The organism is Streptococcus infantis (genome assembly GCF_021497965.1).
Classification (GTDB): Bacteria; Bacillota; Bacilli; order Lactobacillales; family Streptococcaceae; genus Streptococcus; species Streptococcus infantis_B.
The window spans coordinates 195,016-220,421 of record NZ_CP046525.1; the positions used below are offsets into that span (position 1 = coordinate 195,016).

The following is a 25,406-nucleotide window of genomic DNA, read 5'->3' on the forward strand; positions in this document are numbered from 1 at the left end:
TTTTATGATATTAGGACGAGAAAGAATTATTCTCCGTCTTTTTTAAAGATGTTTTTAACGCCAGATACTGCACCTTCGACAGCTTCTTTAGCATCTTCAGCAACTTCTTTAGCTTTTGAAGCTACTTTTTCTGCAGCTCCTTCAGCTTGAGTTTTTGTATCGCCAGTAAGTTTACCAAAACCTTCTTTAACAGAACCTTTAGCTTGGTTGAATTTTTCTTCGATTGACATGGGGGTTACCTCCGATAATGTATTGTATTATCTAAATCAAATCAGATAATAAACTAAGTATATACCCATTATTATCAAAAAGCAAAAAACTGATACGTAAAGCATCAGTTTATTTTTTAATAGGTTACAACATTCAATTGACCTTTATCATATTCAGCGATAAAGATATTAGACACTTCTTCAAAGCCTTCTTGTTTTAACTCCTCCATTAACCACTCTTCAGTTTTTCCAATGGTTTCTAGAATTTCAACTTGGACAACACCATCTGTGATGACTGGGTACTTAGGATTCTCGTCCCCCATTCTTACAACAATTAACTGTCCATTTTGCTCAATCACAGCTCTTTTGACATCCTTTAATTGGAAAATTCCTTGGGCACGCAATTTAAGAGCTACATCTGCAGCTGCAAGACCTTTTGAACGACAAGCTTCTGAATCTAATTTTCCATTTTTAATGATAATAGTTGGTTTCCCGTCAATTAAGTGTTTGAAAAAGGAAATATTGGTATTCAGCCATTTAAGGAGCAGGATGAGAATAGTCCAGATAATGAGGATAACAACGTATTGGATGATGGTGATTGAACTATTGTAGATGATCCCGCCGATAATACCCCCGAGAACAAAGTTCTGTATTTGGTCTACTGCAGAACTTGGTGCTAGATTTCCTTTACCTGTTACGTTAATAACAAAAACAAGAGACAGAAGCCCCAAGGCTAATTTAATTGCAATTGTAGCAAAAAAGCTTATCATTTTTCAACCTCCACGAGTTCCACATCTGATTTATAGAGTTCCATTTTTTCTAATAAATAGCTATCTTGGTCAGTCCCGCTAATCGCACGATAAAAATTGTCGCCAACCTTAATAATCGCTCCATCAGTTATAGCCGAAGTATTGACATAAACATCTTTTTTATCAATACCTAACTCTTTTGATACAATCTCGATGAAGTGTAAGGAACTACGAAATTGATTATCGTTGGATTGACTGCTTTGAAGATTCGTAATGCTAATCAATACAAAAGCAATTAACGTCAAAATAGAAATGAGCGATAATTCACGGAACTTGCTTCCTTTTTTATCTTTGAAAGCCTTAAATGCAAAGAATCCAGTCACAATCACTAAGAGCGTCGACACAATAATCATGGCCCAATTCTGTTGACTGATCTGACTGAGCACATAGTCATAGGAATAGAATTTCATAAGATTTCTCCCTTTTTCAAATTCAATCTATTATAAACTAATTCCTAAGTTTTAGCAATTTTTTTAGTAGAGGAAAAAGCATTTAATGGTTGTTTCCTACTCAAGGTAGTTTTTTCTGATTTGACTTAGCCTCCCGTCTTGACTTTCGTTTGGCTTTTGTTATAATAGTACAAATTTAGAGGAGGTGCTCTATGATTCAAAAACATGCTATTCCTATTTTAGAGTTTGATGATAATCCTCAAGCAGTCATTATGCCCAATCATGAAGGCTTAGATTTACAGTTGCCAAAGAAGTGCATCTATGCATTTTTGGAAGAGGAGATTGATCGCTATGCTCAGGAAGCAGGAGCAGAGTGCGTAGGGGAGTTTGTTTCTGCCACTAAGACCTACCCGGTTTATGTCATGGACTACAAAGGTGAAAAAGTGTGTCTTGCCCAAGCGCCTGTCGGTTCCGCTCCAGCGGCCCAGTTTATGGATTGGTTGATTGGCTATGGTGTGGAGCAAATCATTTCCACTGGTACTTGTGGAGTCCTAGCCGATATAGAGGAAAATGCCTTTCTCGTCCCTGTTCGCGCTCTGCGAGATGAGGGGGCCAGCTACCACTATGTAGCGCCTTCTCGTTATATGGAGATGCAGATTGAGGCTATCTCTGCCATTGAGCAAGTCTTGGAACAACTAGGCATTCCTTACGAGGAGGTCATGACTTGGTCGACAGATGGTTTTTACCGAGAAACGGCTGAAAAGGTTACCTATCGTAAGGAAGAAGGCTGTGCAGTTGTGGAGATGGAGTGTGCAGCTCTTGCAGCAGTTGCCCAGCTTCGAGGAGTAGTTTGGGGTCAACTTCTATTTACAGCCGACTCTCTAGCGGATTTAGAAAATTATGATAGCCGCGATTGGGGTTCAGAAGCTTTTGACAAGGCCTTAGAACTCTGTCTTGAAATTGTTAGTCATATGTGACTGCTTTTACTGTTTTATGGTAAAATGTAACTATGTTATTCAAAATCATTTTCGGAAAAAATAAACGCGAACCTTGTGGTCGTTTATCACCTTGCTCGTCGAATTTTTTTTTTTTTTTAAAGTTTTGCTTTGTTATTTTCGCAGGCTCTCTCCTTTTGAGTCTGCCATTTGTGCAAGCAACAGCTCCCAAGCGACCTATTTCGACCATCTCTTTCCAGCAGTATCCATGGTCTGTGTGACAGGACTCTTTACTCAACCGTAAGCTACTACATATAACATCTGGGGTCAGTTAATCTGTATGTTTTTTGATCCAGATTGTGTTTGGGTCTCATGACCTTTATAGTTGGGTCTTTTATATTCAAAGTAAGCAAAAGCTCAGCCTTCGTAGCCGTGAAACATTCTGAGAGCTTTAGTTTGGAGAAACTCAGTCTTTAATGTTTTTCATACGTTCGATTTCTTGACGACTTTTACTTTGAAGGACCGGAGTCCTTCCTATTAGTTTCGTTTTTGTTCCGGATTTGGTTGGGGCCGAGGAATTTTTCACCTCTATTTTCGTAGCCTTTTCAGCATTCTGTATGCTGTTTTGATAAATTTTGGAAGTACAAGTTTAGTAGTCTTTCAACTGAATCCTTTGATTATCAGTGCTTGCTGCTTTGACATCATCAGCGGTCTAGGGTTCATGTGTTTGGTTTGACCTGGCCAGCATCAGTTGAGCAAGAAAAAACGTGGCTTCGCTTCCATACCAAGTTGGTTCTCTTCTTGAAGCTGGAATTTTATTTACTGGAACAGTTTCACCCTCTTGATAGAGTGGAACAATCCAGTACCATTGGAATCTCAGCATCCCTGATAATTGCTAGTGCGTTTTTTCCAACAGTTTAGTATGAGAACGGCAGGTTTTGGCTTCTATTGATTACACCAGGCTCGGCCTGTTACTTTGATGATTTATATCTTCCAAATGTTTCTCGGTGGGGCCCTGGTGGATGACAGCTGGGGCTTAAAATCACAACCTTCTTTGTATTATTAGTATTTGCACGCAGTGAACTTTTAGGATTCCCCCATGCCACTGTAGCTCCGGAGAACATTTGCCCTCGGACAGTCCAAAAATCATTCAGTGTCTTTATTATCTCTGGGGGGGGGTGGAACTTTCTTGCTGGGCTTGATTCTGTATGGGTAACCGCAGAAGGATATCCGCGCTTTATCTACATCATGTTTGAAACAATTTCTTACCCTTGCTACGGTCGGGTAACTGCAAATTTGACACAGAGTTAGGCAGATTAGCTCTTAGCATTATCAATGCTACTGATGTTTAAATCGGACGAATTGGGCACTAGACGCTATTAGTTATTTTGGCTGAGTATCAAACCCGTAAGAACGATATATCCACTATATGAAGCAGATATACCATAGGCTAGTTAAGATAAACTATTCGATCGTACAATCGGAATTTTTAGGTTTAGGAATTTTTGGGAGCATTGTTCTCCGCAGCGCTTGCCAAGCATGATATCCATATCATAGCTATTGACGACCATGAGGAACTTATCAATCATTTGAACCTGTTTTGTTTGCGCCGTTGGTTGTTGGAGATAGCAGCAGGGGGGGAAAAAAAGGGGGGATGAGGAACTCTTGTTTATCAGCCGGGATTGATACCTGTGATACGGTTGTGTCGCAACTGGTGAAAACTTGGAGTCTAAGTGTTTCTTGCGGTTCTGCTTGCAAGGATTTGGGAGTACCACTGTTATTGCTAGGTCAAAATTCTACAGCAAAAAAGTAACTTGAAAAATCGGTGCAGAACTCTGTTTATTTCGCCAGAGTATGAATGGGTCGTTCATTAGCACAAACGATTCTCTTTCATAATACGTGACGTCTTTCAGTTGGACAAGAATGTCTCATTGTTGCGATAAAATCCCTGCATCCTTGGGTAGGTCAGAGTCTTAGCCAATTCAATCTTACGATGACGCTATATTCATATACTTGGTTTTCGTAAATACGAGAATGCTCCACTAGATGTTCATTCGGACTGCGGAGACCTTTTACAGTCTGATACTCTACATGGCTATTATTAATTAACCAATACTTAGATAATCTTTGCAAACCTCAATAAGTAGAAGAAAAAGATTATTGAGTCAATAAAATATTTTATAGAGGGATTTAAGAAAAAATTGTAACTTTTCTTATCTTTTTAATTTAGGAGATTATATAGACGTCATCAAAAAAAGAAAACTCTAAGGAGAATTCCTATGAAATCCAATCCAAATCAGAATATACTCGTTGGTCTATTCGCCGTCTCAGTGTCGGTGTTGCTTTCAGTTTTTTTGTAGCTATGGCTTCTTTGTCCTGGTCGGGCAACAAGTTCTGCGGTGCTGATGTGGTCATCAGACCACTGCTCAAGTCTTGCCAGAAATGCAGATTCGTGAGTGAAAAGAGCGCCTTAGCCAGCAGAGGCTCTAAGAAAAAGCATGTCCGATGTAGCTCTCCTTCAGAACAGGCAGATTCAGTCCTAAATTAAGCTTGATTCTACAGCTCCCCAGAAAAGCGGATGAGCTGATAAGACCAGTGTAGTTTCCCAAAGAAGAGTGCAAAGCAAAACCAGAATCTACGAAACAAACAGAAATAGGTTAAACCTGCAACAAATTCTGCTCCTGTAGTCCCTCTGGACAAGACCGTAAGGCAAGTGAACTCACCTAGCAACCACTCCAGCTGAATGCAAAAGGTGTGGCGACAATACCAAAGACACAGTATATGTCCAGCACTTACTTGGGACAAGGCCATTACCCAGGCCCATTCCACAGCCGGTGGTTAACCAAGTTATCCCAATACTGAATTCTCGCCGGTGGACGGTATGTTGACTCTTTTGATCTGAAGGCATCAGACAAGGCCCATGGTCAGACAACGGGTTCGGCCAAAAATTCCCGCTCTTCCACCAGTCGAGAAATTGGGCAAAGGTCTCTACTTCTATGAAGTGGATTTGGCAGGTACTAAGGAAAATCAATAAAGCTCTTGAAACAAAAAAACGGCACTCAAAGCTATAAAGCTACCTTGAAACAAACGGCAAACTCAAGCTATCAAGCTACTATTAAAGTGTATGGTGCGCAAGATGGCAAGCGATTGAGCACCTCCGACTAAGGCTTTGATGTCACCTGGAACGGCTTGACACCCCTGCTGAGTACAAAAAGGTGTTGGCGACAATACTAAGACACAGTTATGTTCCAGCCACTTCTTGGACCAGGCCAATTAACCCAGGACCTTCACAGCCGGCGTCAACCAAGTGATTCATATGAAATTCTTCGGCAAGGTGACGGTATGTGCTCGCCTTATCTTGCAAGCTGTCTGATAGGCACCATGGTCAGACAACGTCGGCCAAATCCCGCTCTCACCACCAGTAAGAGAATTGGAAAAGGTCTTACGTCTATGAGTGATTTGGCAGTAACTCAAGGAAATCAGATAAAGAGCTTTCTTGACCTCTTGAAACAAACGGCACTCTAAGTTATCAAGCTACATTAAAGGTGTACGGTGCGACAAGATGGCAAAGCAGATTTGAGGCAACTCGTAAGCGACTAAGTATTGGATGTCAACTTGAACGCTTGAACACCCTGGCTGAGTACAAAATGGTATGGCGACAATACTAAATACACAGTCGATGTTCCCGCCACTTACTTGGACAAGGCTTACCCAGGACCATTTCACAGCCGGCGTCAACCAGTGATTCCATATGAATTCTGCCGCAGGTGACGAGTATGTTACTCGCCTTATCCTTGAAAGCCTCTGATAAGGCGCCCAATGGTCAGACAACGGGTCGGCAAAAATCCCGTTCTCCCACCAGTAGAGAAATTGGAAAAGGTATCTACTTCTATGAGTGAGATTTGGCAGTCTCAAGGAAAATCAGAATAAAGAGCTTCTTGACCTCTTGAACAAAACGGCACTCACAAGTATAAGCCCATTAAGTGTACGGTGCGAAAGATGGTAAGTCGATTTAAGCAACCTCGTAGCGACTAGGATTTGACAGTGAACTGGACGGACTACCGTCCCCTATTCCGATGCAATTCATGCCTTTGCTCCACTTCTAATGGTTCATCTATGCCGACTCCAATGATAATGTCATCAAGATGCGCTAATATGAATCTTCAAATGCCCGCTCTACCGGATAAGATATGCTAGCAAAGCGCAAGACAAACATGAACCCAGCCATCCAATGATACACCAAGCAATGAACAAGACCAATCTCTAGCATCCTCAGCAAGCCGGTTCTGATGAGGACAGATGGCATCTAATTAACGGGTGTCCAGTCCAATGATGGTTGATCAAATGAACGACCAAAAGACATGCTTCCATATACCGGTGAATCCCAAACCTCAATGTCTACTCTTGGATCTCTTTGGACTCGCCTTGGGCCGTCTTGTTGGATTTTTGGGTTTTGGAAAACCAAAAGAGAAGATTACGGTTCAATCATTTTAACATACGGAAAATAGTGTTATACTAAGCAGTATAACACGGTTTTTTGTCAAGGAGTGTCAATGAAAAGACAATTGTTGTTGTTGATGATGAGCTAGATTTCTAGATATCAAAATCGCTTCTTTTACAGGCAGGCTACGATGTTTTAGTCGCCCATGAATGGTAAGGAAGGATTGGAACTTTTTAGAAAAACTATCCCGAACCCCCTCCCCAAAAATTTTCACAGATATCTGATGCCTAATATGGCCTGTTAGATTTCATCAGTGAAGTCAGTATATTGCTCCTGCTCACCCTTTCTCTTTACAACTGCTAAGACAGCGACAAGATAATATTTTATGGATTAATTTGGTGCAGATGATTTTATAGTAACCGTTTAGCGCCAGGGAATTGGTTTTTGATAGTGATAATATCTTGCCCGCCTTATTCGTGGCGGAGGACCGGCAATTGATTTTGGTGACTTAGTGATCAACCATGTGACTCATGAGGTTCGCATTGGGGAACAGCCTTGGAATTGACAGTCATCTTTGTGAAACTTCTATGGATATTGCTAGCAATCCTGAGAGAGTCTTTTCAAGACTGAACTTTCTGATAAGGTAATGGCAAGGGACTATGTGGATGATACAATCACTCAATGTTCATATTCGTGCGCTTGGACAAGATTGTAAGTATACGAATTTAACCTCCTGCGATCAAACTTTTGGGGAATATGGGCTATAAGATGAAGACCGAGAGGAAAAAATGAAATTAAAAGCTATATTTTAGTGGGGTATCTAGTTCCGACTCTACTACGATTTTGGTTGTTTTTTCTGTGCAATCCCACCTCAAAGTGTTGATTGAATAAAATTGAGTTACTTTTTCTAGTTGGAATGAACCTTGTTGCCTATTTTTCATTGGAGCTGCAGTGAGCATCTTTCTTTTGTCGCCCCGTTTCTGCTCTTCTCTGAAACATTTGGAAAAACAAGCTCAGGATATAGCAAGCAAGGTTTCAGTACGAATCGAAACAAGGCCCATTAAGAATTTCAAGAGCTAGGCCGGCTTTTATGACAATGTTCCCACAATTTGCATGCTACCCCCCCCTTTCAATCACTGATGAGAGCGAGCAGAAGAGAATGATGATTGGCTCAGCTCTCTCACGATATTAACACCCATTCTCCATCATGTTACTGTGGAGGGATTCTATGAGTGATCAGAAGAGGAGCGGCGTCACTTATTTAACCACGATTGGTCGGCAAACTGAGCCGTCCCTAACAACTAGTGGAGGAATTGTGGATGTTTTGACTCTTACACACAACCTCAAGATACTGCTGATGAGAAGTCGAAGAGGTCTTTTTCTGATCAGCTGTTGATTGAGTCCCATGGTGAATTTCAACTCCAGATTGTAACAAGAGAGCGGGATGTTTTACATTCCAGTATCACCTGAGTCGGCGAAATCAAGAGCCTTCTGAAACGTGAAGATATTCTGGTCATTGTTTAAACAATGCCTTTAAATATCAGAACCAGACCAGAATCGAGTTCTGGGGATACACAAATTAACGACGAGCTGACATCAGTGTAAAGACGGGGGCAGGGGATCCATTTCCTGAGATTTTGGAAAATTTTTAACAGATTGTAATCGTAGTAGAAACTTCGCGAAATATAAGACAGGTGGGCATGGATTAGGCCTTGCATGCACAAGAACTGGCCCTCAGCTGGTGCGAAATCACAGCAGACAGTCAAATATGGGGCTTAGGAAGCAAGTTCACATTCTGCCTTAATTTGAAATAAAGGTCGTAAAATCTCTTTACAAATCGATGGATTCATGATACAATACCCTTTAGTGTGAAATAGCAGCGTAAGTCTTGGTAAGCTCTGTCAGACAGGTGTCCTTATGACAATAACCTTGGCTTTTTTAGGCTAAGGGCATCTGCACGAATCAAGCTTTTCTAAGTGCTATTTTCCACGAATATTCTTTATATAGGAGGACATATATATGTCACTGTTATACAGGACCTCTTGGAAACAGCTCGTCGCCTTGGCCTTTCATTTCAAGGTACAGGTAAAGAATTGGCACCGTCGTAACTACGTCCAGGGTCACTGGACCAACAACCGTTTTAAAAATTGTCAGAATAGGTTTTGCAATTGGCTAAAAACAACTTCGTTCACATACGGTGTTGTGAAAACAATTCCGTAACTTGTTCGTAAACGACAAAAAATCAAGGTGGAATCCTTGGTTTCAACTTCATTCTTCTTTTGGAACGTCGCCTTGGATACGTTGTTTTCCGTCTTGGTCTCGCGACTACCGTCGTCAAGCACGTCATTCGTAAAACCACGGTCAGCATTCTGTAGTTGACTGAACAACTGCCGTTGATATCCGCTTTCATACCGGTAACCCAGTCCAAAGTGATCTCAGTTTTCGCCTAAAAATCATTGTGCAAATTGTTCCAGCTATCCACTTGAAAGCTGTTGAAGCTAAACTCTTGGACGTCACAGCATCGTATCATTTCGACGCTGAACAATTGGAAGGTTCATTGACTCGCTTGCCAGAACGTGATGAAATCACCCAGAGCACGAGCACTTATCGTTTGAATTCTCACAAGATGCTTAATTTTAAGAAATATCTTACGAAAAGCCTACAACAGTTGGGCTTTTTGTTTTTACACTTTCAATCAAGATCTCTCCTATTTTTACAATAAAAGTTACTATTGTTTTTATCTTATATAAACGAGTAAGTTATTAGACGGTAGTTAATAAACTGCAGGAAAGATAAAAACAAATTTTACAAAAATCAGAAAACCAGTTGACAGCGTCAAAAAGTAAAGGTTATAATAGAAGAGTTAAAAAGCTCAGGGTCCGTGGTCAAGGGTTAAGACACGCCTTTTCCGCGGTACACGGGTTCCGAATCCCGTACGGCTATGAGTGTAGTCGCGGTTAGGTTGCTAAGGATTTTTAAAAAGTTACCAAACATGTTGACAGAGAAAAACGACTGTTATATACTAATATATTGTCCGCAAGCGCGCAAAGACCCTTCAAAAATGAACAAGACGAACCATGTGCAGGGCCACTATAACTAAGGTTTATAGGTGAACTGAACATGAAAAACAATTAAATCTGTCAGTGGACAGAAACTGAGTGAAGAACTAAACTTTTTAATGAGAGTTGATCCTGGCTCGGATGAACGCTGGGACGGCGTGCCTATACATCAAGTAGAAACGCTGAATGCTGGTGCTTTGCACCTGAGCGATGAGTGTGCGAACGGGTGAGTAACGCGTAGGTAACCGCCTAGGTAGCGGTGGATAACTATTGGACGATAGCTATACCGCATGACAACAGTTATTGCATGAATAACTGTTTAAAAGGGCAATTGCTCCACTACCAGATGACCTGCGTTGTATTAAGCTAGTTGTTGAGTAACGATCCACAGCGACGATACATAGCCGACCTGAGAGGGTTGACGGCCCACACTGGGACTGAGACAGGCCCAGACCCTACGTGAGGCCAGCAGTAGGGAATCTTCGGCATGACGGAGTCTGACCGAGCAACGCCGCGTTAGTGAAGAAGGTTTTCGGATCGTAAGCTCTTTTGTAAGAGAAAAACGAGTGTGAGAGTGGAAAGTTCACCACTGTGACGGTATCTTACATAAAGGGACGGCTACTACGTGCCGAGCGCCGCGGTAATACGTAGGTCCTCCTATCGTTTATCCGATTTATTGGCGCAGGCGGTTTAGATAAGTCTGAGTTAAAGGCTTGTGGCTAACCATGTACCTTTGGAAACTGTTTAACTTGAGTGCAAGAGGGGATAGTGGAATGCCATGTGTATCGGTGAAATGCGTAGATATATGGAGGAACCCGGTGGCGAAGCGGCTCTCTGGCTTGTAACTGCCTGAGCTCGAAGCGTGGGAGCAACGGATTATATACCCTGGTAGTCCACGCCCGTAAACGATGAGTGCTAGTGTTAGACCCTTTTCCGGGTTTAGTGCCGTAGCTAACGAATTAACACTCCCGCCTGGGGAGTACGACCGCAGGTTGAACTCAAAGGATTGACGGGGGCCCGCACAACAGCGGTGGAGCATGTGTTTAATTCGAAGCAATCGCGAAGAACCTTACCAGGTCTTTGACATCCATCTGACAGCTCTAGAGCATAGAGTTTTCCTTGGGACAATGAGTTACCGGTGGTGCATGGTTGTCGTCAGCTCGTGTCGTGAGATGTTGGGGTTAGTCCCGCAACGAGCGCAAACAACCCCTATTGTTAGTTTGCCATCATTCCAGTTGGGCACTCTAGCGAGACTGCCGTAATAACCCGGAGGAAGGTGGGGATGACGTTAAATCATCATGCCCCTTATGACCTGGGCTACACACAGTGCTACATCTTGGTATCAACGAGTCGCAGTCGGTGACGGCAAGCTATCTCTTAAGCCAGTCTCCAGTTCGTGATTGTAGGCTGCAACTCGCCTACATTAAGTCGGAATCGCTAGTAGATCGCGGATCAGCACGCCGCGGTGAATACGTTCCCGGGCCTTGTACAACACCGCCGTCAACCACGAGAGTTTGTAACACCACCGAAGTCGGTGAGGTAACCCTTTGGAGCAAGCCGCCTAAGGTGGATAGATGATTGGGGTGAAGTCGTACAAGGTAGCCGTATCGGAAGGTGCGGCTTGGATCACCTCCTTTCTAAGGATAAGTGGTATAAGCACATTGGTCTTGTTTAGTCTTGAGAGGTCTTGTGGGCCTTAGCTCAGCTGGGAGAGCGCCTGCTTTGCACGCAGGAGGTCAGCGGTTCGATCCGCTAGGCTCCATTGGTGAGGATCACCCAGTATGACATTGAAAATGAATATCTATTATCAAATAGTAACAAGAAAATAAACCGAAAACGCTGTAGTATTATAAGATTTATGACTGAAGGTCAAAAAAGTAAGTTAAGTTAATAAGGGCGCCCGGTGGATGCCTTGGCCAGGAGTCCGAAGAAGGACGTGACAAACGACGATATGCCTTGGGTAGCTGTCGTAAGCGATGATCCAGGATTTCCGAATGGGGGAACCCAACAGGTACTACCTGTTACCCATATCTGTTAAGATATGAGGAGGAAGACGCAGTGAACTGAACACTAAAGTAGCTGCAGAAGAGAAGCAAAAGCGGATTGCCTTATAGCGTCGAGCGAAACGGCAGGAGGGGCAAACCGAAGAGTTTACTCTTCGGGGTTGTAGGAACTGCGATGTGGACTCAAAGATTTAGAAGCATGATATGGGCGATCAGCCAAGAGAGTGAGAGCCTCTCGTATTTTAAATATTCTTTGTACCTAGCAGTATCATGAGTACGGCGGAACACGTGAAATCCGTCGGAATCTGGAGGAACCATCTCCCACCCTTCTCCCTAGTGCCGATATTGAACCAGTACCGTGATGGAAAGGTGAAAAGCCCCCGGAGGGGAGTGAATAGAACCTGAAACCGTGGCCTACAACAAGTTCGGCCGTTAATGGGTGAGAGCGTGCCTTTTTAGAATGAACCGGCCGAGTTACGATGATTCGAAGTTCAGTTGAAGAGACGGAGCGTAGGGAAACCGAGTCTGAATAGGGCGCTTAGTATAATGTCGTAGGACCCGAACAACCAAGTACCTACCCATGAGCGAGTTGAAGGTGCGGTAAGACCGCACTGGAGGACCGAACCAAGGGCACGTTGAAAAGTGCTTGGATGACTTGTTGTAGCGGAGAAATTCCAAACGAACTTGGAGATAGCTGTTCTCCTCTCCCGAAATAGCTTTAGGGCTAGCGTCGAATTAGATTCTTGGAGGTATAGACTGTTTGGGTAAAGGGGTCCATCCCGGATTAACCAATCTCGATAAAACTCCGAATGCCATGAATTATGGTCGGCAGTCAGACTGCGAGTTCTAAGATCCTGTAGTCGAAGGGAACAGCCCAGACCACCGCTAAGTCCCAAATCATTGTTAAGTGGAAGATGTGGGGTTGCACAGACAACTAGGATGTTCGCTTTAGAAGCAGCTATTCTTCAAAGAGTCGGATTCTCACTAGTCGAGTGACCCTGCGCCGAAAATGGTACCGGGGCTAAAACAATTACCAAGCTGTTGATACCTTTATAGGTAATGGTAGGAGATTCGTTCCTATGTGTGGCGAAGGTTACCGTGAGGAGCAGCTTGGAACGCATAGAAGGAGAATGCCGGTATAGTAGCGAAATACAGGTGAATTCCTGTCCACCGTAAGACTAAGGTTTCCAGGGGAAGGCTCGTCCCGCCCTGGGTTTAGTCGGGAACCTAAGAGAGACCGAAAAGGTGTATCCGATGGACAACAGGTTGATATTCCTGTACTAAGAGTATGTAGTTATGGAGGGACGCAGTAGGCTATACTAAAGCAGACGATTGGAAGTGTCCTGTCTAAGCAGTGGGTGTGAACTGAGTCAAATGCTTAGTGTCTATAACATTGAGCTTGTGATGGGGAGCGAAGTTTTAGAGTAGCGAAGTTAGTGAAGTCACACTGCCAGAAAAGCTTCTCAGCGTAACATACTCTAACTATTACCGTACCGCAAACCACACAGGGTAGTCGAGGCGAGTAGCACTCAGTGAAGCGAGAGAACTCTCGTTAAGGAACTCGGCAAAATGACCCCGTAACTTCGGGAGAAGGTTGCTGGACTTTAGTGGTCAGCCGCAGTGAATAGGCCCAAGCAACTGTTTTTATCAAAAACACAGCTCTCTGCTAAATGTAAGATGATGTTAGGGGGTACGCCTGCCCTTTGCTGGAAGTTAAGAGAGGCTTAGAGGTAACTCGAAGGTATGATTGAAGCCCCAGTAACGGCGGCCGTAACTATAACGGTTTCCTAAGGTACGAAATTCCTTGTCGGTACGTTTTCCGACCCGCACGAAAGGCGTAATGATTTTGGGCACTGTCTCAACGAGAGCTCGGTGAATTTTTAGTACCTGTTGAAGATGCAGTTAACGCCGCGACAGGCGGAAAGACCCCAATGGAGCTTTTTACTGCATTTGATATTGAGTGCTGTACCACATGTACAGGATAGGTAGGAGTCCTATGAAGATCGGACGCCAGTTTTTGCGCAGGAGACGTTGTTTGGATACTAACCCTTGTGTTATGCCACTCTAACCCGGATAGTGATTCCCTTCGGAGACAGTGTCTGACGGGCATTTGACGGGCGGTCGCCTCCTAAAAGGTAACGAGGCGCCCCAAGTTTCCCTCAGAATGGTTGGAAAATCAGTCGCTAGAGTGTAAAGGTACTAAGGGACTTTGAACTGCGAGAGCTACAACTCGGGCAGGGACGAAAGTCGTGGCTTATTGGGAAAAAAAATCCGTTGGTTCCGTATGGAAGGGCTCGCTCAACGGATAAAAGCTAGCCCTGGGATAACAGGCTTATCTCCCCCAAGAGTTTCACATGACGGGGAGGTTTGGCACTCATGTCGGCTCGTCGCATCCTGGGGCTGTAGTCGGTCCCACGGGTTGGGTGTGTTCGCCCAATTAAAGCGGCACGCGAGCTGGGTTCAGAACGTCCGTGATACAGTTCCGGTCCCTATCCGTCTCGGGCGTAGGAACTTTGAGAGGATCTGCTCTAGTACGAGAGGACCGGTGGACTTCCGCTGTGTAGCCAGTTGTCTTGCCGAAAGGCATCGCTGGTAGCTATGTATGGAAGGATAAACGCTGAAAGCATCTAGTGTGAAACCCACCTCGATGAGATTTTCCCATGATTTTATATCAGTAGACCCTGAGAGATATCAGGTTAGATAGGTTAGCAGTGGAATGTGGCGCACATGTAGCGGACTAATACTAATAGCTCGAGACTTATTCCAAAGTACTGAGACTACGAAAGCGAGTTTTTTTCCTAAGTATTTGATAGATATTCAATTTTGAGTAGGTATTACTCAGATGTTACGTGCGAGTAGCCTAGAGATACACCTGTACCCATGCCGAAACACAGAAGTTAAGCCCTAGAACGCCGAAGTAGTTGGGGTTTTCCCTGTGAGATATAGAAGTTCGCTTAGCTCAGGGAGTTTAGCTCAGCTGGGAGAGCATCTGCCTTAAGCAGGGGTCGCGGTTCGATCCCGTTACTAAAACCATTTAAGCGTGTGTAGTTTAGTGGGTAAACCTACAGCTTCCAAGCTTTGTCGCGAGTTCGATTCTCGTCACCCGCTTTGACTTTGTTCAATTACCAAGTTTGTTTTTTTTACTTGGGCGCGTAGCTCATGTGGTTAGAGCTCACGCCTGATAAGCGGGGTCGGTGTTCGAGTCCACTCGTGCCCATTTTTTATAAATATGGTCCTTTGGTCAAGGGGTTAAGACCCGCCTTTTTCACGCGTACACGGGTTCGAATCCCTTACGGACTATTTTGTTGGAGATGACCCAAGTCGGGCTGAAGGGACCGGTCTTGAAAACCGTCAGGCGTGTAAAGCGTGCGTGGTTGAATCCCACATCCCTCCTTTATTATTAACGCGGATGAGGCAGCCTCGGTAGCTCGTCGGGCTCATAACGCCAAGGTGTAGGTTCAAATCCTGCGCCCCGCATATTGGCTCGGTAGCTCATTTTGGTAGAGCAATGGATTGAAGCTCCATGGTCGGCTGTTTCGATTCCGTCCTCGCGCCATTATTTTATAACATACGGAAGGGTAGCGAAGAGGCTAAACGCGGCGGACTGTAAATCCGCTCCTTCGGGTTCGGGGGTTCGAATCCCTCCCCTTCCATCCTCTACGGGCATAGTTTAAAGGTAGAACTAAGGTCTCCAAAACCTTCAGTGTGGGTTCAATTCCTACTGCCCGTGTTTAATAATATGGCGGGTGTGGTGAAGTGGTTAACACACCAGATTGTGGCTCTGGCATGCGTGGGTTCGATCCCCATCACTCGCCTATTTTATATTATTGGGGTATAGCCAAGCGGTAAGGCAAGGGACTTTGACTCCCTCATGCGTTGGTTCGAATCCAGCTACCCCAGTTACTATTTGCCGGCGTGGCGGAATTGGCAGACGCGCTGGACTCAAAATCCAGTGTCCGCAAGGACGTGCCGGTTCGACCCCGGCCGCCGGTATAGAATAGTATTAAGAAACGTTGTTAAATCAACGTTTCTTTTTGCTTTGGTCAACTTATGGTCAACAATTCTCTTTTTCAACTAAACTTGTTAATATTGACCGAACTTTATTGTTTTCAATTTCTGCTTTTTCCTTTATTAGATGGCCGTAAGTTTCAGTTATTTGTTTAATATCTCGATGCCCCATTAACTTTGAAACTGCCCAAATATCAACACCCATTGCTAACATAGTTGAACAATAAGTGTGTCTCAGACCTGTACTTGTCATATTCTGCGGATAAATTTTCAAATTTTTTAAAATTTGCTTTAAATGCTTATTGATTCCTGAATTTGTTACAATCTTATAATTCAAATCTACTAAAATCATATTTTCGTTATTTGTAATTGTGCCGTTTTCAATGAATACAGTTTGCTCTTGTTTTAATTTCTTTAAAATAGTTAAAGTATCATTATCAATTGGTATTGTACGGACTGATTCTTCTGTCTTTGGGTTTGCCCAACGTTTTCTAGCTGTATCATATCGTCTATAAGTTTTGATTTCTGAACTTTTCCACAATACACAATCCCAAGTGAGACCTGCAACCTCTCCTGCACGTAATCCTGTTTTTAGTTGAATTAGAAGTAAATACGGTACAATCGAAGTTGTTAAATCAAGATTGTTTTCTAAATATGTTACTAGTTTTTGATAGTCATCAAAACTATGAATATATTTTTCATCTCTTCTTTTTTTGGGTGGACGACCTGAAAGAATGACACCTTCAGTAAAATCTTCTATATTGAGCTTATCTCTTTTAGCAAACACAATCACATTTCTAATTTCCGCATTCATTCTACTAACATTGTCACGACAATTTGTTTCAGCGTACTTATTAATAAATGCTTGATATTCGCTTGCTTTGATTTTTAAAGCTGGTTTTTCTTTAAAATATTCTTTGATAAACTTACCACGCAATAAATGTTTATTAAATGTAGTTTCTGCTTTTCCAAGTGGTTTAACTGTTAATTCTAACCACTTCTCCCATAGAGCATAGAATGGAATGTTTTTATCAATTATTGCACCATTAAACAATTTTAACTCAAGAGCTAGTGCCTCAATTTCTGCTTCTCTTTTTGTCTTAAATCCTGAATTTGAAGCAACTACCTTTTTATTTTTATCAAAAATTCTATAATCCCATAAATTCTTTTTTCCTCGTTTTCTATATGAAACTGACATGATTACCTCTTTCTAAAAGACGATAATCAAGATATTATCTTGATTATCGTATCATAAACTAAAAATTTCTGCAAAATTTTCTTCAAAAAATTGTTTCGTTTTGCTAGCTAGGAAGTAGTACCGTCCACCCTGGTTATTTGGATATTTCACAAAACCATCCTTGTTTTTATCAATATCAATTTTTGAGCGGATATCTGCACGATAGAGAACATTTTCTAATAACCACGGTCGAGATACTGAAATCATCTCTAAAACCTCGGATAAGCTCATATATTTCCCATCTGAAGCTTGTGTTTTTAAGTTGAGATATTCATCTTTTTCAATAATGATATGTGTTTTAGGAAGATTTACTTCTAAATTGTCTATTTTGATTAAAATTTTATCTGTCATATGAATTTTTCTCTTTCTATGATAAAATAAGGTATAAAAATAGTATTTACTATTTCCATTAACTTTAGTTGTCGCTGTTTTTCTTGGTTTGGTCACTAGAGGAATCAGCGATTTCTTTTTTTATTTCTGATAAAACATCATCAGTAACAATATTTATACCTTTATTAATTAATTTTTGTGCAAAATCTCCAATACATTGTTTTTGTTCCACCAAATTTAGAAATTGCTCCATCGTAAACGTTATTTCTTTGTACTCGATATCATTAATTTTGACATGATAAACAACGTAATGAATACGTCTATGAAGCTGGGTTATAGGGTCGTTTTTCTGCTTATCGGGAGAAACTAACATCTTGTAAATTTGATATGGACTGAAAATGCTAGAGATATGGACTGTATCCCATAAAGCATATACATTGCTGTAACGTGCATGAACTTGGTTTGGATATACATCTAGCAACTTTAAAAATGTTTGATAATCAATATCCCCTTTAAATTCATCCATAAATAAAATTGATTCTCCGGTATAATTATCAAGCCCCCCTGTACCATAATCTGATAAAACATAAACATTTTCAATGCCAAATTCTTCTTTTAAACGAACTTGCATATAACTTTTACCTGTTCCTGAACCTCCCAAATGCCAATATACAGTGATGTTCTTGACCAAAGGAGCGTTAGCGACTTGCATCTGATAATAATGCTCTTTAATCATTTTTGAAAACTTGCGATAAGATAAATTTTGACGCATAATCTCTTCAGGGGATAGACCAGCTTCAAGTAACTCTTGAATTACTTCTAAATCTTTTCTTTTTCCTTGTTGATTCGCTTCAATAATACCATGATTCATCATCGGAACAACAGTTGTATGAGCTTTTTCTTCATGCTTCCCTGTCTTATTGAGATATGCTATGACTTGTTCACGAGTTCCACGAGTCAGCTCAACATGAATAGTGGGGTAGAGCTTTTTGATAGCTGAAAAACGTGTCTGATTTTTTGCTTCTAAAATCAGATGGGAGTGATGATTACCATTATCTCCTATCTCATAATTTGCAGCTGCTGAACGAGTTTCTTCTTTACCGTCAACCCAGAGATAAATTAGATGTTCAACCATTTCTTCGGGACTATAATTTTTATTTGGGTTAAGATTGTTACGAAATTCATCGACTTGTTTACGAGTTTCATCTGAATATTTTTCATCATTAAAACTTGTATCATTAACATTGAAAAGTTTATCAATATTATTTAAAGTACAGCAGAAAGAGCTGGCTTTGTATTGAGAATTAAGTTCTTTTGACATGTTATAAATTCCTTACTTACTTTCTTTTTGTCTTGTCTTTGATGTTGTGTAAAGGTAATACTAGCTTTACTCAACAACCTAGACATATAACGAACCGCGTATATGTGCTGGTGTACCTGCTTACCTTCAGTAGCAGTACACCGCACTATTAACCATCATTATTTTTAATAGGATAGACTTCACCAATATTACATTTAGCAACAGATGAAAAATTTTTACCTTCAGTGTCTCTAATAATATCGTTGAATTGATAATCTTTATCTAAATAATTTAATTCCTTTTTTATTTTTGGAAATAATTTTTCAATAATATCAGCACTTTCATTATTTGAGGGCAATCTTCCATTTAATACTGCATAATCTTTATAATAAGTGACAGTCAATGCTTTTAATGAACGATTGGCTTTCTTTACAATGACTTGTTTTGTATTCAAATAACGTGAAGATTCTTCCATTGACGGCTCTACATTGATGTGAGTACAATAACGACGAATTTTCCTAGTAGCTAGATAGGATTTTATACCATTGATGAAAGAATCAGAATCAGCACTTCGAGATATAAAATCTATACCAATTGTTATTAATAAGACAGAAAATGCACTTGCTGTAATTAAACGCAATATCCAAATAGACATTACAAAATAATAGAACGTTTCTAAGTGAATTTGAATAATTAAAAACGTTGCTAAACGTTCAAAAATAAAGAAGATTAATGAAATAAAAATTGTAAAATTAATTACATTATACTTATTCAAATAATTTTTCATGAAATTTTTTCCTTTCCGATATCATATGTTGGGGTAAGCAAGGGCATGATGTGAGTTCTGTGTTCATTATCTGTAAACTTGACAATACCAGTGCCGATTCCGGAGGGGACTACTATATTGTCGACGTTTGCGTTGGGTAATAAAAATTGACATGTGTTCGCATTTATCTCACCTAAAATAAAGATACAGTTGATTTGTTCTCGAACTGCTGTATTCCCTGCAAAAGCAGTCGCATCAAAACGTTGACTGCATAGAATGAGAGAAATTGAGGTTTGCCGACCTAGAAGCGCAATAGTTCCCAGTAATTGCCCAAATGCTTCACGAGACTGCTTTGAACTACCTTGAACCAACGCCAGCAATTCATCTATTACAATATAAATTCGTTCGAAACGCTTATTGGGTTCTTTCAATAATATCTCTCCACGTTCATAAATCTTTCTGATGATTTTTGACAAAGTCTCATTCACTACAGTAAGGAAGTTGTTCAAATTTTCGCCCTGAGTTGGAGCTAATACTTCCAAACCTAATTCTTTGCTTAATAAATAAATGTCCGAAAGTTTTGGATCAACGCAAATAATTTGGTTAGTAAATGATTTTAAACAAGTAATCAAATAACGTAAAAAATGTGTCTTGCCTGAACCAGATGCCCCGCTGACTGCCAAATGTGTAACCGATTTTAAAGAGATATTACAAATGTTGTTCGCCATAATTGGAAGAGTATTTTCTGACACGTTCTTTTTAATAAAAGATTCTAGATTATCAATCTTTAAACGCGTTGGGATGCCATCGAGCCAAGGAAAGAAAAATGCACGTGCTTGATTTTCATTGGTTGTATCATAAGGAACAAAAAATGCATTATTCTGTGGTAAGAGTGTCTTGTATGGATATAGTATTCCAGAGCATATTGCTGAAATTTTAAAGTATAATTGAGAATCTAAGGAATACGAAACAGGAAGATTTGCAATGTAAAAGAATCCCGTGTCATTGCTTGCGACTTTAATATTAAACGAACCTAAATATGATGATTCATTATTAATATCTAGAGCATTATTCAAATTTCTTAGAATGAATTGTTCTAATTCGAATTTGTCTTTACCAAATTCAACTACATCAGCAGAAGTTGCTGATGTAGCTTGAGTTTGACTTTTATTCATTAGAAAAGCCATCAGTTATTTTCCTTTCTTGATACTTGATGCTCTGAAAAAAAGCTGTCCGTACTGATTTTCAAATGCTTCTAACCCTTCAAATTCAACAACATCTCCGATATCAATCTTAGATAGGTCTGGTTTATCTTCAGGTAAAAACTTGACTTTGAAAGGATTGTGATTGTCAGTTGCAACGTATACTTGATAAGCTTGGATTTTATCAGTACGTTTCATTTTTTCTTTACCATTGATAACTTCGCCAGTTTCTTCAAATTCATATTGAATTTCTAACTGTTTACCTACTAACTTAACGACCTCATTTGAAAGAGCTTGTTCTGCAAGGCTAGCACTGTAGCCATTAATTTTTTTAAAGAATACCATAAGTGGTACCTCCTTTTTATTTAAATTTGCGGTAGCTTTTTGCGATTGCTACACTATTATCGTAACAAAAATAACCGGTTAATTCAATATAAAATCGTCTATATAAACGATTGTTATTTAAACGGTGTTACTTAAAAGTTTGACATATAAATAAATAAGTGGTATAATATTCTTGTTTAAATAACCGATTATATGCAAATATTAACCGATTGTAAAAATGGAGGGTGTGTAATGTCAAAAAATTCAATTAAAGAAAAATTTTATGAAGGTAAAAAGTATCAAACTAGTGCGTATTTAAGAGAAAAGTTGTTTTTGTCAGCAGAAAGATGTCGTTCAATTTTACAGGGGTACGAATATAATTCAGAACTAGGAGAAAATCCTAAGTTCTATGATGAAGATATTATCAAGAGTATTATTGATGATTATAACAATGACGAAGTAAAATATAAAGCACTTGAAAAACGTAAAATTAAGCAAGAAAAAGAAAGAGCTAAAGCAGAAAAATTATCATTTGAGAATTCTGAATCTGAACTAGTAGATGTAGGAGAATGGTCACTGGTTAATCATAGAGTAGAGAAGGAGCTTGTATCTACGATGCTGAAAAATTTGTTTTCGGCTCTAGGACTAGAATTTGATATTGAATTATTTTATAAGGATGTTGAAAAGGTAGAAAAATATAAATTACATGTTGGGAACTACGGCGTAGTACGTCCGCTTGAAATTATTGATGCAGAAAATAGATTACTAGGAAATGATGGTTATTTGAAAAAAAAATAAACCGCTGAGATTTTCTCAGCGGTTGTTTATATTGTTTAATAAAGTGGATATTGCATCTATTATATCTGTTTTTTGTGGCTCTGAAAGCTGTTCAAGTTGACTGATGATGTTTTCAATTTCTTTACTTTGGATTGGGAAATCAAAGTTGAAAAAAGTTCTTTCATCTACTTCAAGAGCAGTTAGAATTTTATTCAGTGTTTGTATTTGAAAATTATATTTTTCGTTTTCAATGTTATGAATATGTTTAGAACCCAATCCAGCCAATTCTGAAAGTTTCTCTTGACTTAATCCTTTTGTAAGGCGTAAGTATCTAATTCTTTTTGCAATAAATGTTTGTAAGTTATTTTGATTCATATTTTTTACCTTCACTTTATATTGTAAAGATAAAAATTATAAATAATAAGTAGTATAAATTACACTTAGAACAATAATAAGTGTTGAATATTACACTGATTAATGATAAAATAACATAATGAAACTATAAAAATCACTCAATAATGTGATTAAAGGAGAAATTGATGAAAAAATTGCAAACGTTAACTACAACAGCAGTTATTGGGCTTGCATCAGCTGTTGTGCCTACATTTGCTCAAGAAGCTAACTCTGATGTAGATACGGCAACAAGCGTAAATGAACCAGCACTTGTTGAAAAGCCTTCTGCTGAAAAATCATCAGACATCAAACCAGCTCTTGATGCTCAAAAGAAAGTTGTAGAACAAACTAAAGAACAACTTACTGATGCACAAGATAAAGCTAATGAAGCTGACAAGCAAGTGTCTAGCGCTCAAACAGAAGTAACTGAAGCTACTGAAGCTGTTAAACACGCTGAAGAAGTTGCTTCTAAAGCAACACCTCAAAACATTGAAGCTAATAAAGCAGACCAGAAAGCTAATCTTGCTGACCAAAAAGCAAACGAAACAGAAACAGCTAATACTGATGCAAAAATTGCAACTCAAACTGAAACTGTAACTAAAGCTCAAACAGGTGTGTCTAACGCTGAACAAGAACTAAAAGATGCTAATGCTAATGTTTCTGCTAAAGAAACTCAAGTTCAATCTGCTAAAGACGCAATTTCAGGAACTGGACTTGCTCAAGCTGAAGATAAACTTGACGAAGCTAAAGCTGAAACTAAGGGTGCTAAAAAGAATGTCACTCTTGCAGACACAGCTTTGACTGATGCTAAGAAAGCTGACCAAAAACGTCAAGAAGCTATTGACAACGCTCAAACAGCTGTTAATGCTAAAACAACTGTAGTCAATGAAGCTAAAGGAAACCTTGCTTCAGCTACTACAAAAGCTAATGATGCTACATCAACACTTTCTCAAGCTAAAGATAAATTTAATGAAGCTACTAAAGCTCTAAATAGAATTGATATTGTCAAAATTCCAGATTTGACTCAATTCAAGAAAGCTATTGCTTCAGGTAGCGATGAACTAATGACTAGCACTGGTGCTAAAATCTGGGAAAATTCAAAATCAGAATCTTTAATCTCAGAAAGCTCTAAAAATGAACCTGTTGACCTTGATAACTTGACAGATGCACAAAAAGAAGAAATTTCTCATTTGTACATTCAAGGATTGAAGGAAATCCGTGAACAATTAAAAGGTAACGGAAAATACTCAGTTGCATCAAAAGAAGACACAGGTACAACAAAAGAAGCTATCGCACTTGCTACTGAAAGAGCTAAAGCTTACACCGAACGTGGTCAAAGTCCAGTAACTCACGGTCACATTGGTCTAGGTGTTGAAAACCTTGCAGGCTTAGGTTCAAAAGAATACTTCACATCAATGTATGACTTGAAGAAAGCCGTTGTTGACTCTCTACTTCATACTTCATTTGGTGATGCCCCATCAAAATGGGGACACTTGAAAGCTAACCTTGACTTTGCATCAAGAGCAAAAGTTGGTCTTGATGTTGCAAACATCAACGGTTATTACTGGTTAGTAATTGCTTTCAGTGATAAAGGTAAAGACCTTGTAAATCCAAAGGATGCTGAAGCAATTCAAAAAGCTTATGACGTTGCTAAAGCTGAAAAAGATACAGCTCAAACTGCTTCAGAAAAAGCAAATGATGCTCTTAAACAAGCATCAACTGACTATGCTAACGCTTTAGACCTTAAAACTTCAGCAGAAAAGACATTGGCTGATGCTACTGCTACACCAATCCAAACTACTGTTGCTGAAAACAACTTGCGTCTTGCAAAACTTGCTCTTGACAACGCACAAAAACGTCAAGCTGAAGCTCAAAAAGCAGTTGATAACTTCTCAGCTGACCTTGCATCTAAGAAACAAGCTCTTGATGATGCTAAATCAGCTCTTGAATCAGCTCAATTAGTTAAAGAACAAAAAGTTCAAGCTCTTACTGATGCTAAAACTGAACTTGCTCAACAACAAAGCAAACTTGAAAATCTTCAAGCTCTAAAAGCCAAATTGGTTGAAGAAAAAGACCGTTTGGTTACAGAAGCTAAAGCTCTTGCTGAAGAATTAAAAGCTTACGTTGAGAGTTCAGAAAAGCTTGCACAAACAAAAGCAGAGCTGAAAGAAAAAGAAGCAAAACTTCTTGAAGTTAAAGAAAAAGCAGAAAATGCAAAAAATAAAGTTAGTGCTATTAATACAAAACTTGTTGAGGAGCAAGCAAAACTAGCTAAGCTTCAAGATACGTTTGATAAGCTTCAAGATTTAGAAGAAAAATCAAAACACAACAACGTTACAAAATTATCAGATGGAACAATTGTTGCTGTTCCTAAAGACACACCTATTTCTGAAGAGCGTCCTGAAATTGATATTAAAGCACTAAAACAAGCTATTGCATCAGGTAAAGATGTTGAAATTGTTGACGGAAAAGTTGTTGTACGTGATAAAAGACAAATTAGTGTTGAACATCCAAAAACAAGCAATGATAAATCGAAGCAGGCTTACGCAAGTGATAAAAATGTTACTATTGACAACACAGGGAATGTTATCGTAAAGGGTCAAACATATACAAGTCAGCAACAGGCATCAAGTAAGCCGACTTATTCACGGGTAGAACGTGCAAAATCATTGCCAGAAACAGGCGAATCATCGAGTATTGCAATGTTGGTACTCGGTGCAATTCTTGGAGCATTTGGACTTGTAACGGTACGTAGAAAGAACTAGAATAATAAAAAATCTTCTTACATATGTAGGAAGATTTTTTGTATTCACAAAGCTAGTTTAAAAGACTGCGCTATTTAAACTAGTTTTGAGAATGAATATTGGACTATACCCATTGTGCCGAACACAGTATCGAACTATGTATCAAAAATTGAAATTATTAAATTTTTCAACTTAGAAATTATAGCAAAAACTAAAAATTTATTTGGTCAACCATTGGTCAACTTCTCAATTTTGAATACTAACTAGCGTGTGATAACATCTTGATTTAATCGCTTTTTGGTTATTTATTTTAATTTATTTTAACGCTAGTTTGTTGGCCGCCGGTATAGTAATACAGACAAGGTTTTCGTGCCTTGTCTTTTTTATTTTTTCTTCCAATTTTTTTCTCATAGTTACTTAAAATTACTTTTCATAAATTTCACCTTTATTGATATTTTTTACTTTATTTTTACTAAATCT

At 39.7% G+C, this 25,406-nt stretch carries 14 protein-coding genes, 8 tRNA genes, 2 rRNA genes and 3 pseudogenes; 17 read left to right on the forward strand and 10 right to left on the reverse strand.

Annotated elements, in window-relative coordinates:
• Window positions 1-26 precede the first annotated feature (26 nt).
• The 3 genes from GOM46_RS00965 to GOM46_RS00975 all read right to left on the reverse strand — a co-directional run bounded on the left by GOM46_RS00965 (window position 27) and on the right by GOM46_RS00975 (window position 1,428).
• Complete coding sequence (locus GOM46_RS00965) at window positions 27-230, reverse strand: CsbD family protein (RefSeq protein WP_000020982.1); 204 nt, start codon at window positions 228-230, stop codon at window positions 27-29.
• Between the two features lie 116 nt (window positions 231-346).
• Window positions 347-979: a DUF421 domain-containing protein gene (locus GOM46_RS00970; protein ID WP_235083699.1), complete on the reverse strand. Its 633-nt coding sequence runs from the start codon at window positions 977-979 to the stop codon at window positions 347-349.
• Complete coding sequence (locus tag GOM46_RS00975) at window positions 976-1,428, reverse strand: DUF3290 family protein (RefSeq protein WP_235083700.1); 453 nt, start codon at window positions 1,426-1,428, stop codon at window positions 976-978. Before GOM46_RS00975 ends, GOM46_RS00970 begins: the two co-directional genes overlap by 4 nt.
• 191 nt (window positions 1,429-1,619) lie before the next feature.
• Here GOM46_RS00975 and GOM46_RS00980 point away from each other — a divergent pair, with 191 nt between their 5' ends.
• The 15 genes and pseudogenes from GOM46_RS00980 to GOM46_RS01055 all read left to right on the forward strand — a co-directional run bounded on the left by GOM46_RS00980 (window position 1,620) and on the right by GOM46_RS01055 (window position 15,838).
• A complete protein-coding gene (locus GOM46_RS00980; RefSeq protein WP_235083701.1) occupies window positions 1,620-2,384 on the forward strand; it encodes a nucleoside phosphorylase in 765 nt (254 codons plus the stop codon).
• A gap of 1,437 nt (window positions 2,385-3,821) precedes the next feature.
• A pseudogene (locus GOM46_RS00985) lies at window positions 3,822-4,485 on the forward strand (potassium channel family protein).
• Between the two features lie 136 nt (window positions 4,486-4,621).
• A pseudogene (locus tag GOM46_RS08410) lies at window positions 4,622-4,730 on the forward strand (YSIRK-type signal peptide-containing protein); the annotation flags it as partial.
• Window positions 4,731-6,038: 1,308 nt separating this feature from the next.
• Complete coding sequence (locus GOM46_RS00995) at window positions 6,039-6,113, forward strand: hypothetical protein (protein ID WP_235084134.1); 75 nt, start codon at window positions 6,039-6,041, stop codon at window positions 6,111-6,113.
• A 2,689-nt stretch (window positions 6,114-8,802) separates the two neighbouring features.
• Window positions 8,803-9,370, forward strand: a pseudogene (locus GOM46_RS01005) (30S ribosomal protein S4); the annotation flags it as partial.
• Window positions 9,371-9,957: 587 nt separating this feature from the next.
• Window positions 9,958-11,479 (forward strand): 16S ribosomal RNA (locus GOM46_RS01010).
• A gap of 54 nt (window positions 11,480-11,533) precedes the next feature.
• Window positions 11,534-11,604 (forward strand) — tRNA-Ala (locus GOM46_RS01015).
• A gap of 118 nt (window positions 11,605-11,722) precedes the next feature.
• A 23S ribosomal RNA gene (locus GOM46_RS01020) occupies window positions 11,723-14,611 on the forward strand.
• Together the 16S and 23S rRNA genes with 8 tRNA genes alongside form the textbook arrangement of a ribosomal RNA operon.
• A gap of 380 nt (window positions 14,612-14,991) precedes the next feature.
• Window positions 14,992-15,062: transfer RNA gene (locus GOM46_RS01025), tRNA-Ile, on the forward strand.
• 264 nt (window positions 15,063-15,326) lie between these two features.
• Window positions 15,327-15,401, forward strand: a tRNA-Phe gene (locus GOM46_RS01030).
• Window positions 15,402-15,417: 16 nt separating this feature from the next.
• A tRNA-Tyr gene (locus GOM46_RS01035) sits at window positions 15,418-15,498 on the forward strand.
• Between the two features lie 6 nt (window positions 15,499-15,504).
• Window positions 15,505-15,575 (forward strand) — tRNA-Trp (locus GOM46_RS01040).
• A 12-nt stretch (window positions 15,576-15,587) separates the two neighbouring features.
• Window positions 15,588-15,660, forward strand: a tRNA-His gene (locus GOM46_RS01045).
• A gap of 13 nt (window positions 15,661-15,673) precedes the next feature.
• Window positions 15,674-15,745: transfer RNA gene (locus tag GOM46_RS01050), tRNA-Gln, on the forward strand.
• A gap of 9 nt (window positions 15,746-15,754) precedes the next feature.
• A tRNA-Leu gene (locus GOM46_RS01055) sits at window positions 15,755-15,838 on the forward strand.
• A gap of 61 nt (window positions 15,839-15,899) precedes the next feature.
• Here the strand turns inward: GOM46_RS01055 and GOM46_RS01060 are convergent.
• From GOM46_RS01060 to GOM46_RS01085, 6 genes are all read right to left on the reverse strand, one after another.
• Window positions 15,900-17,051 (reverse strand): tyrosine-type recombinase/integrase, encoded by a 1,152-nt coding sequence (locus tag GOM46_RS01060; protein WP_235083702.1) that lies wholly within the window; start codon window positions 17,049-17,051, stop codon window positions 15,900-15,902.
• Window positions 17,052-17,102: 51 nt separating this feature from the next.
• Window positions 17,103-17,441, reverse strand: coding sequence for a DUF771 domain-containing protein (locus tag GOM46_RS01065; protein ID WP_235083703.1), 339 nt, complete (start codon window positions 17,439-17,441; stop codon window positions 17,103-17,105).
• Window positions 17,442-17,505: 64 nt separating this feature from the next.
• Window positions 17,506-18,741, reverse strand: coding sequence for a replication protein RepA (locus GOM46_RS01070; protein WP_235083704.1), 1,236 nt, complete (start codon window positions 18,739-18,741; stop codon window positions 17,506-17,508).
• 148 nt (window positions 18,742-18,889) lie between these two features.
• Window positions 18,890-19,507: a hypothetical protein gene (locus GOM46_RS01075; protein ID WP_235083705.1), complete on the reverse strand. Its 618-nt coding sequence runs from the start codon at window positions 19,505-19,507 to the stop codon at window positions 18,890-18,892.
• Window positions 19,504-20,673 carry an FtsK/SpoIIIE domain-containing protein gene (locus tag GOM46_RS01080; protein WP_235083706.1) on the reverse strand — a complete coding sequence of 390 codons (1,170 nt, stop codon included), beginning with the start codon at window positions 20,671-20,673 and terminating at the stop codon, window positions 19,504-19,506. The genes GOM46_RS01075 and GOM46_RS01080 overlap by 4 nt, the downstream gene beginning before the upstream one ends.
• A gap of 3 nt (window positions 20,674-20,676) precedes the next feature.
• Window positions 20,677-21,033 carry a hypothetical protein gene (locus GOM46_RS01085; RefSeq protein ID WP_235083707.1) on the reverse strand — a complete coding sequence of 119 codons (357 nt, stop codon included), beginning with the start codon at window positions 21,031-21,033 and terminating at the stop codon, window positions 20,677-20,679.
• 231 nt (window positions 21,034-21,264) lie between these two features.
• On the opposite strand from GOM46_RS01085, the gene GOM46_RS01090 reads away from it, so the two are divergent.
• Entirely contained in the window at window positions 21,265-21,810 is a 546-nt protein-coding gene (locus GOM46_RS01090; RefSeq protein ID WP_235083708.1) for a hypothetical protein, read from the forward strand.
• A 15-nt stretch (window positions 21,811-21,825) separates the two neighbouring features.
• Here GOM46_RS01090 and GOM46_RS01095 read toward each other — a convergent pair whose 3' ends face one another.
• Complete coding sequence (locus GOM46_RS01095; protein ID WP_235083709.1) at window positions 21,826-22,164, reverse strand: helix-turn-helix domain-containing protein; 339 nt, start codon at window positions 22,162-22,164, stop codon at window positions 21,826-21,828.
• A gap of 164 nt (window positions 22,165-22,328) precedes the next feature.
• On the opposite strand from GOM46_RS01095, the gene GOM46_RS01100 reads away from it, so the two are divergent.
• Window positions 22,329-24,947: an SEC10/PgrA surface exclusion domain-containing protein gene (locus GOM46_RS01100; protein ID WP_235083710.1), complete on the forward strand. Its 2,619-nt coding sequence runs from the start codon at window positions 22,329-22,331 to the stop codon at window positions 24,945-24,947.
• The last annotated feature ends 459 nt before the right edge of the window (window positions 24,948-25,406 follow it).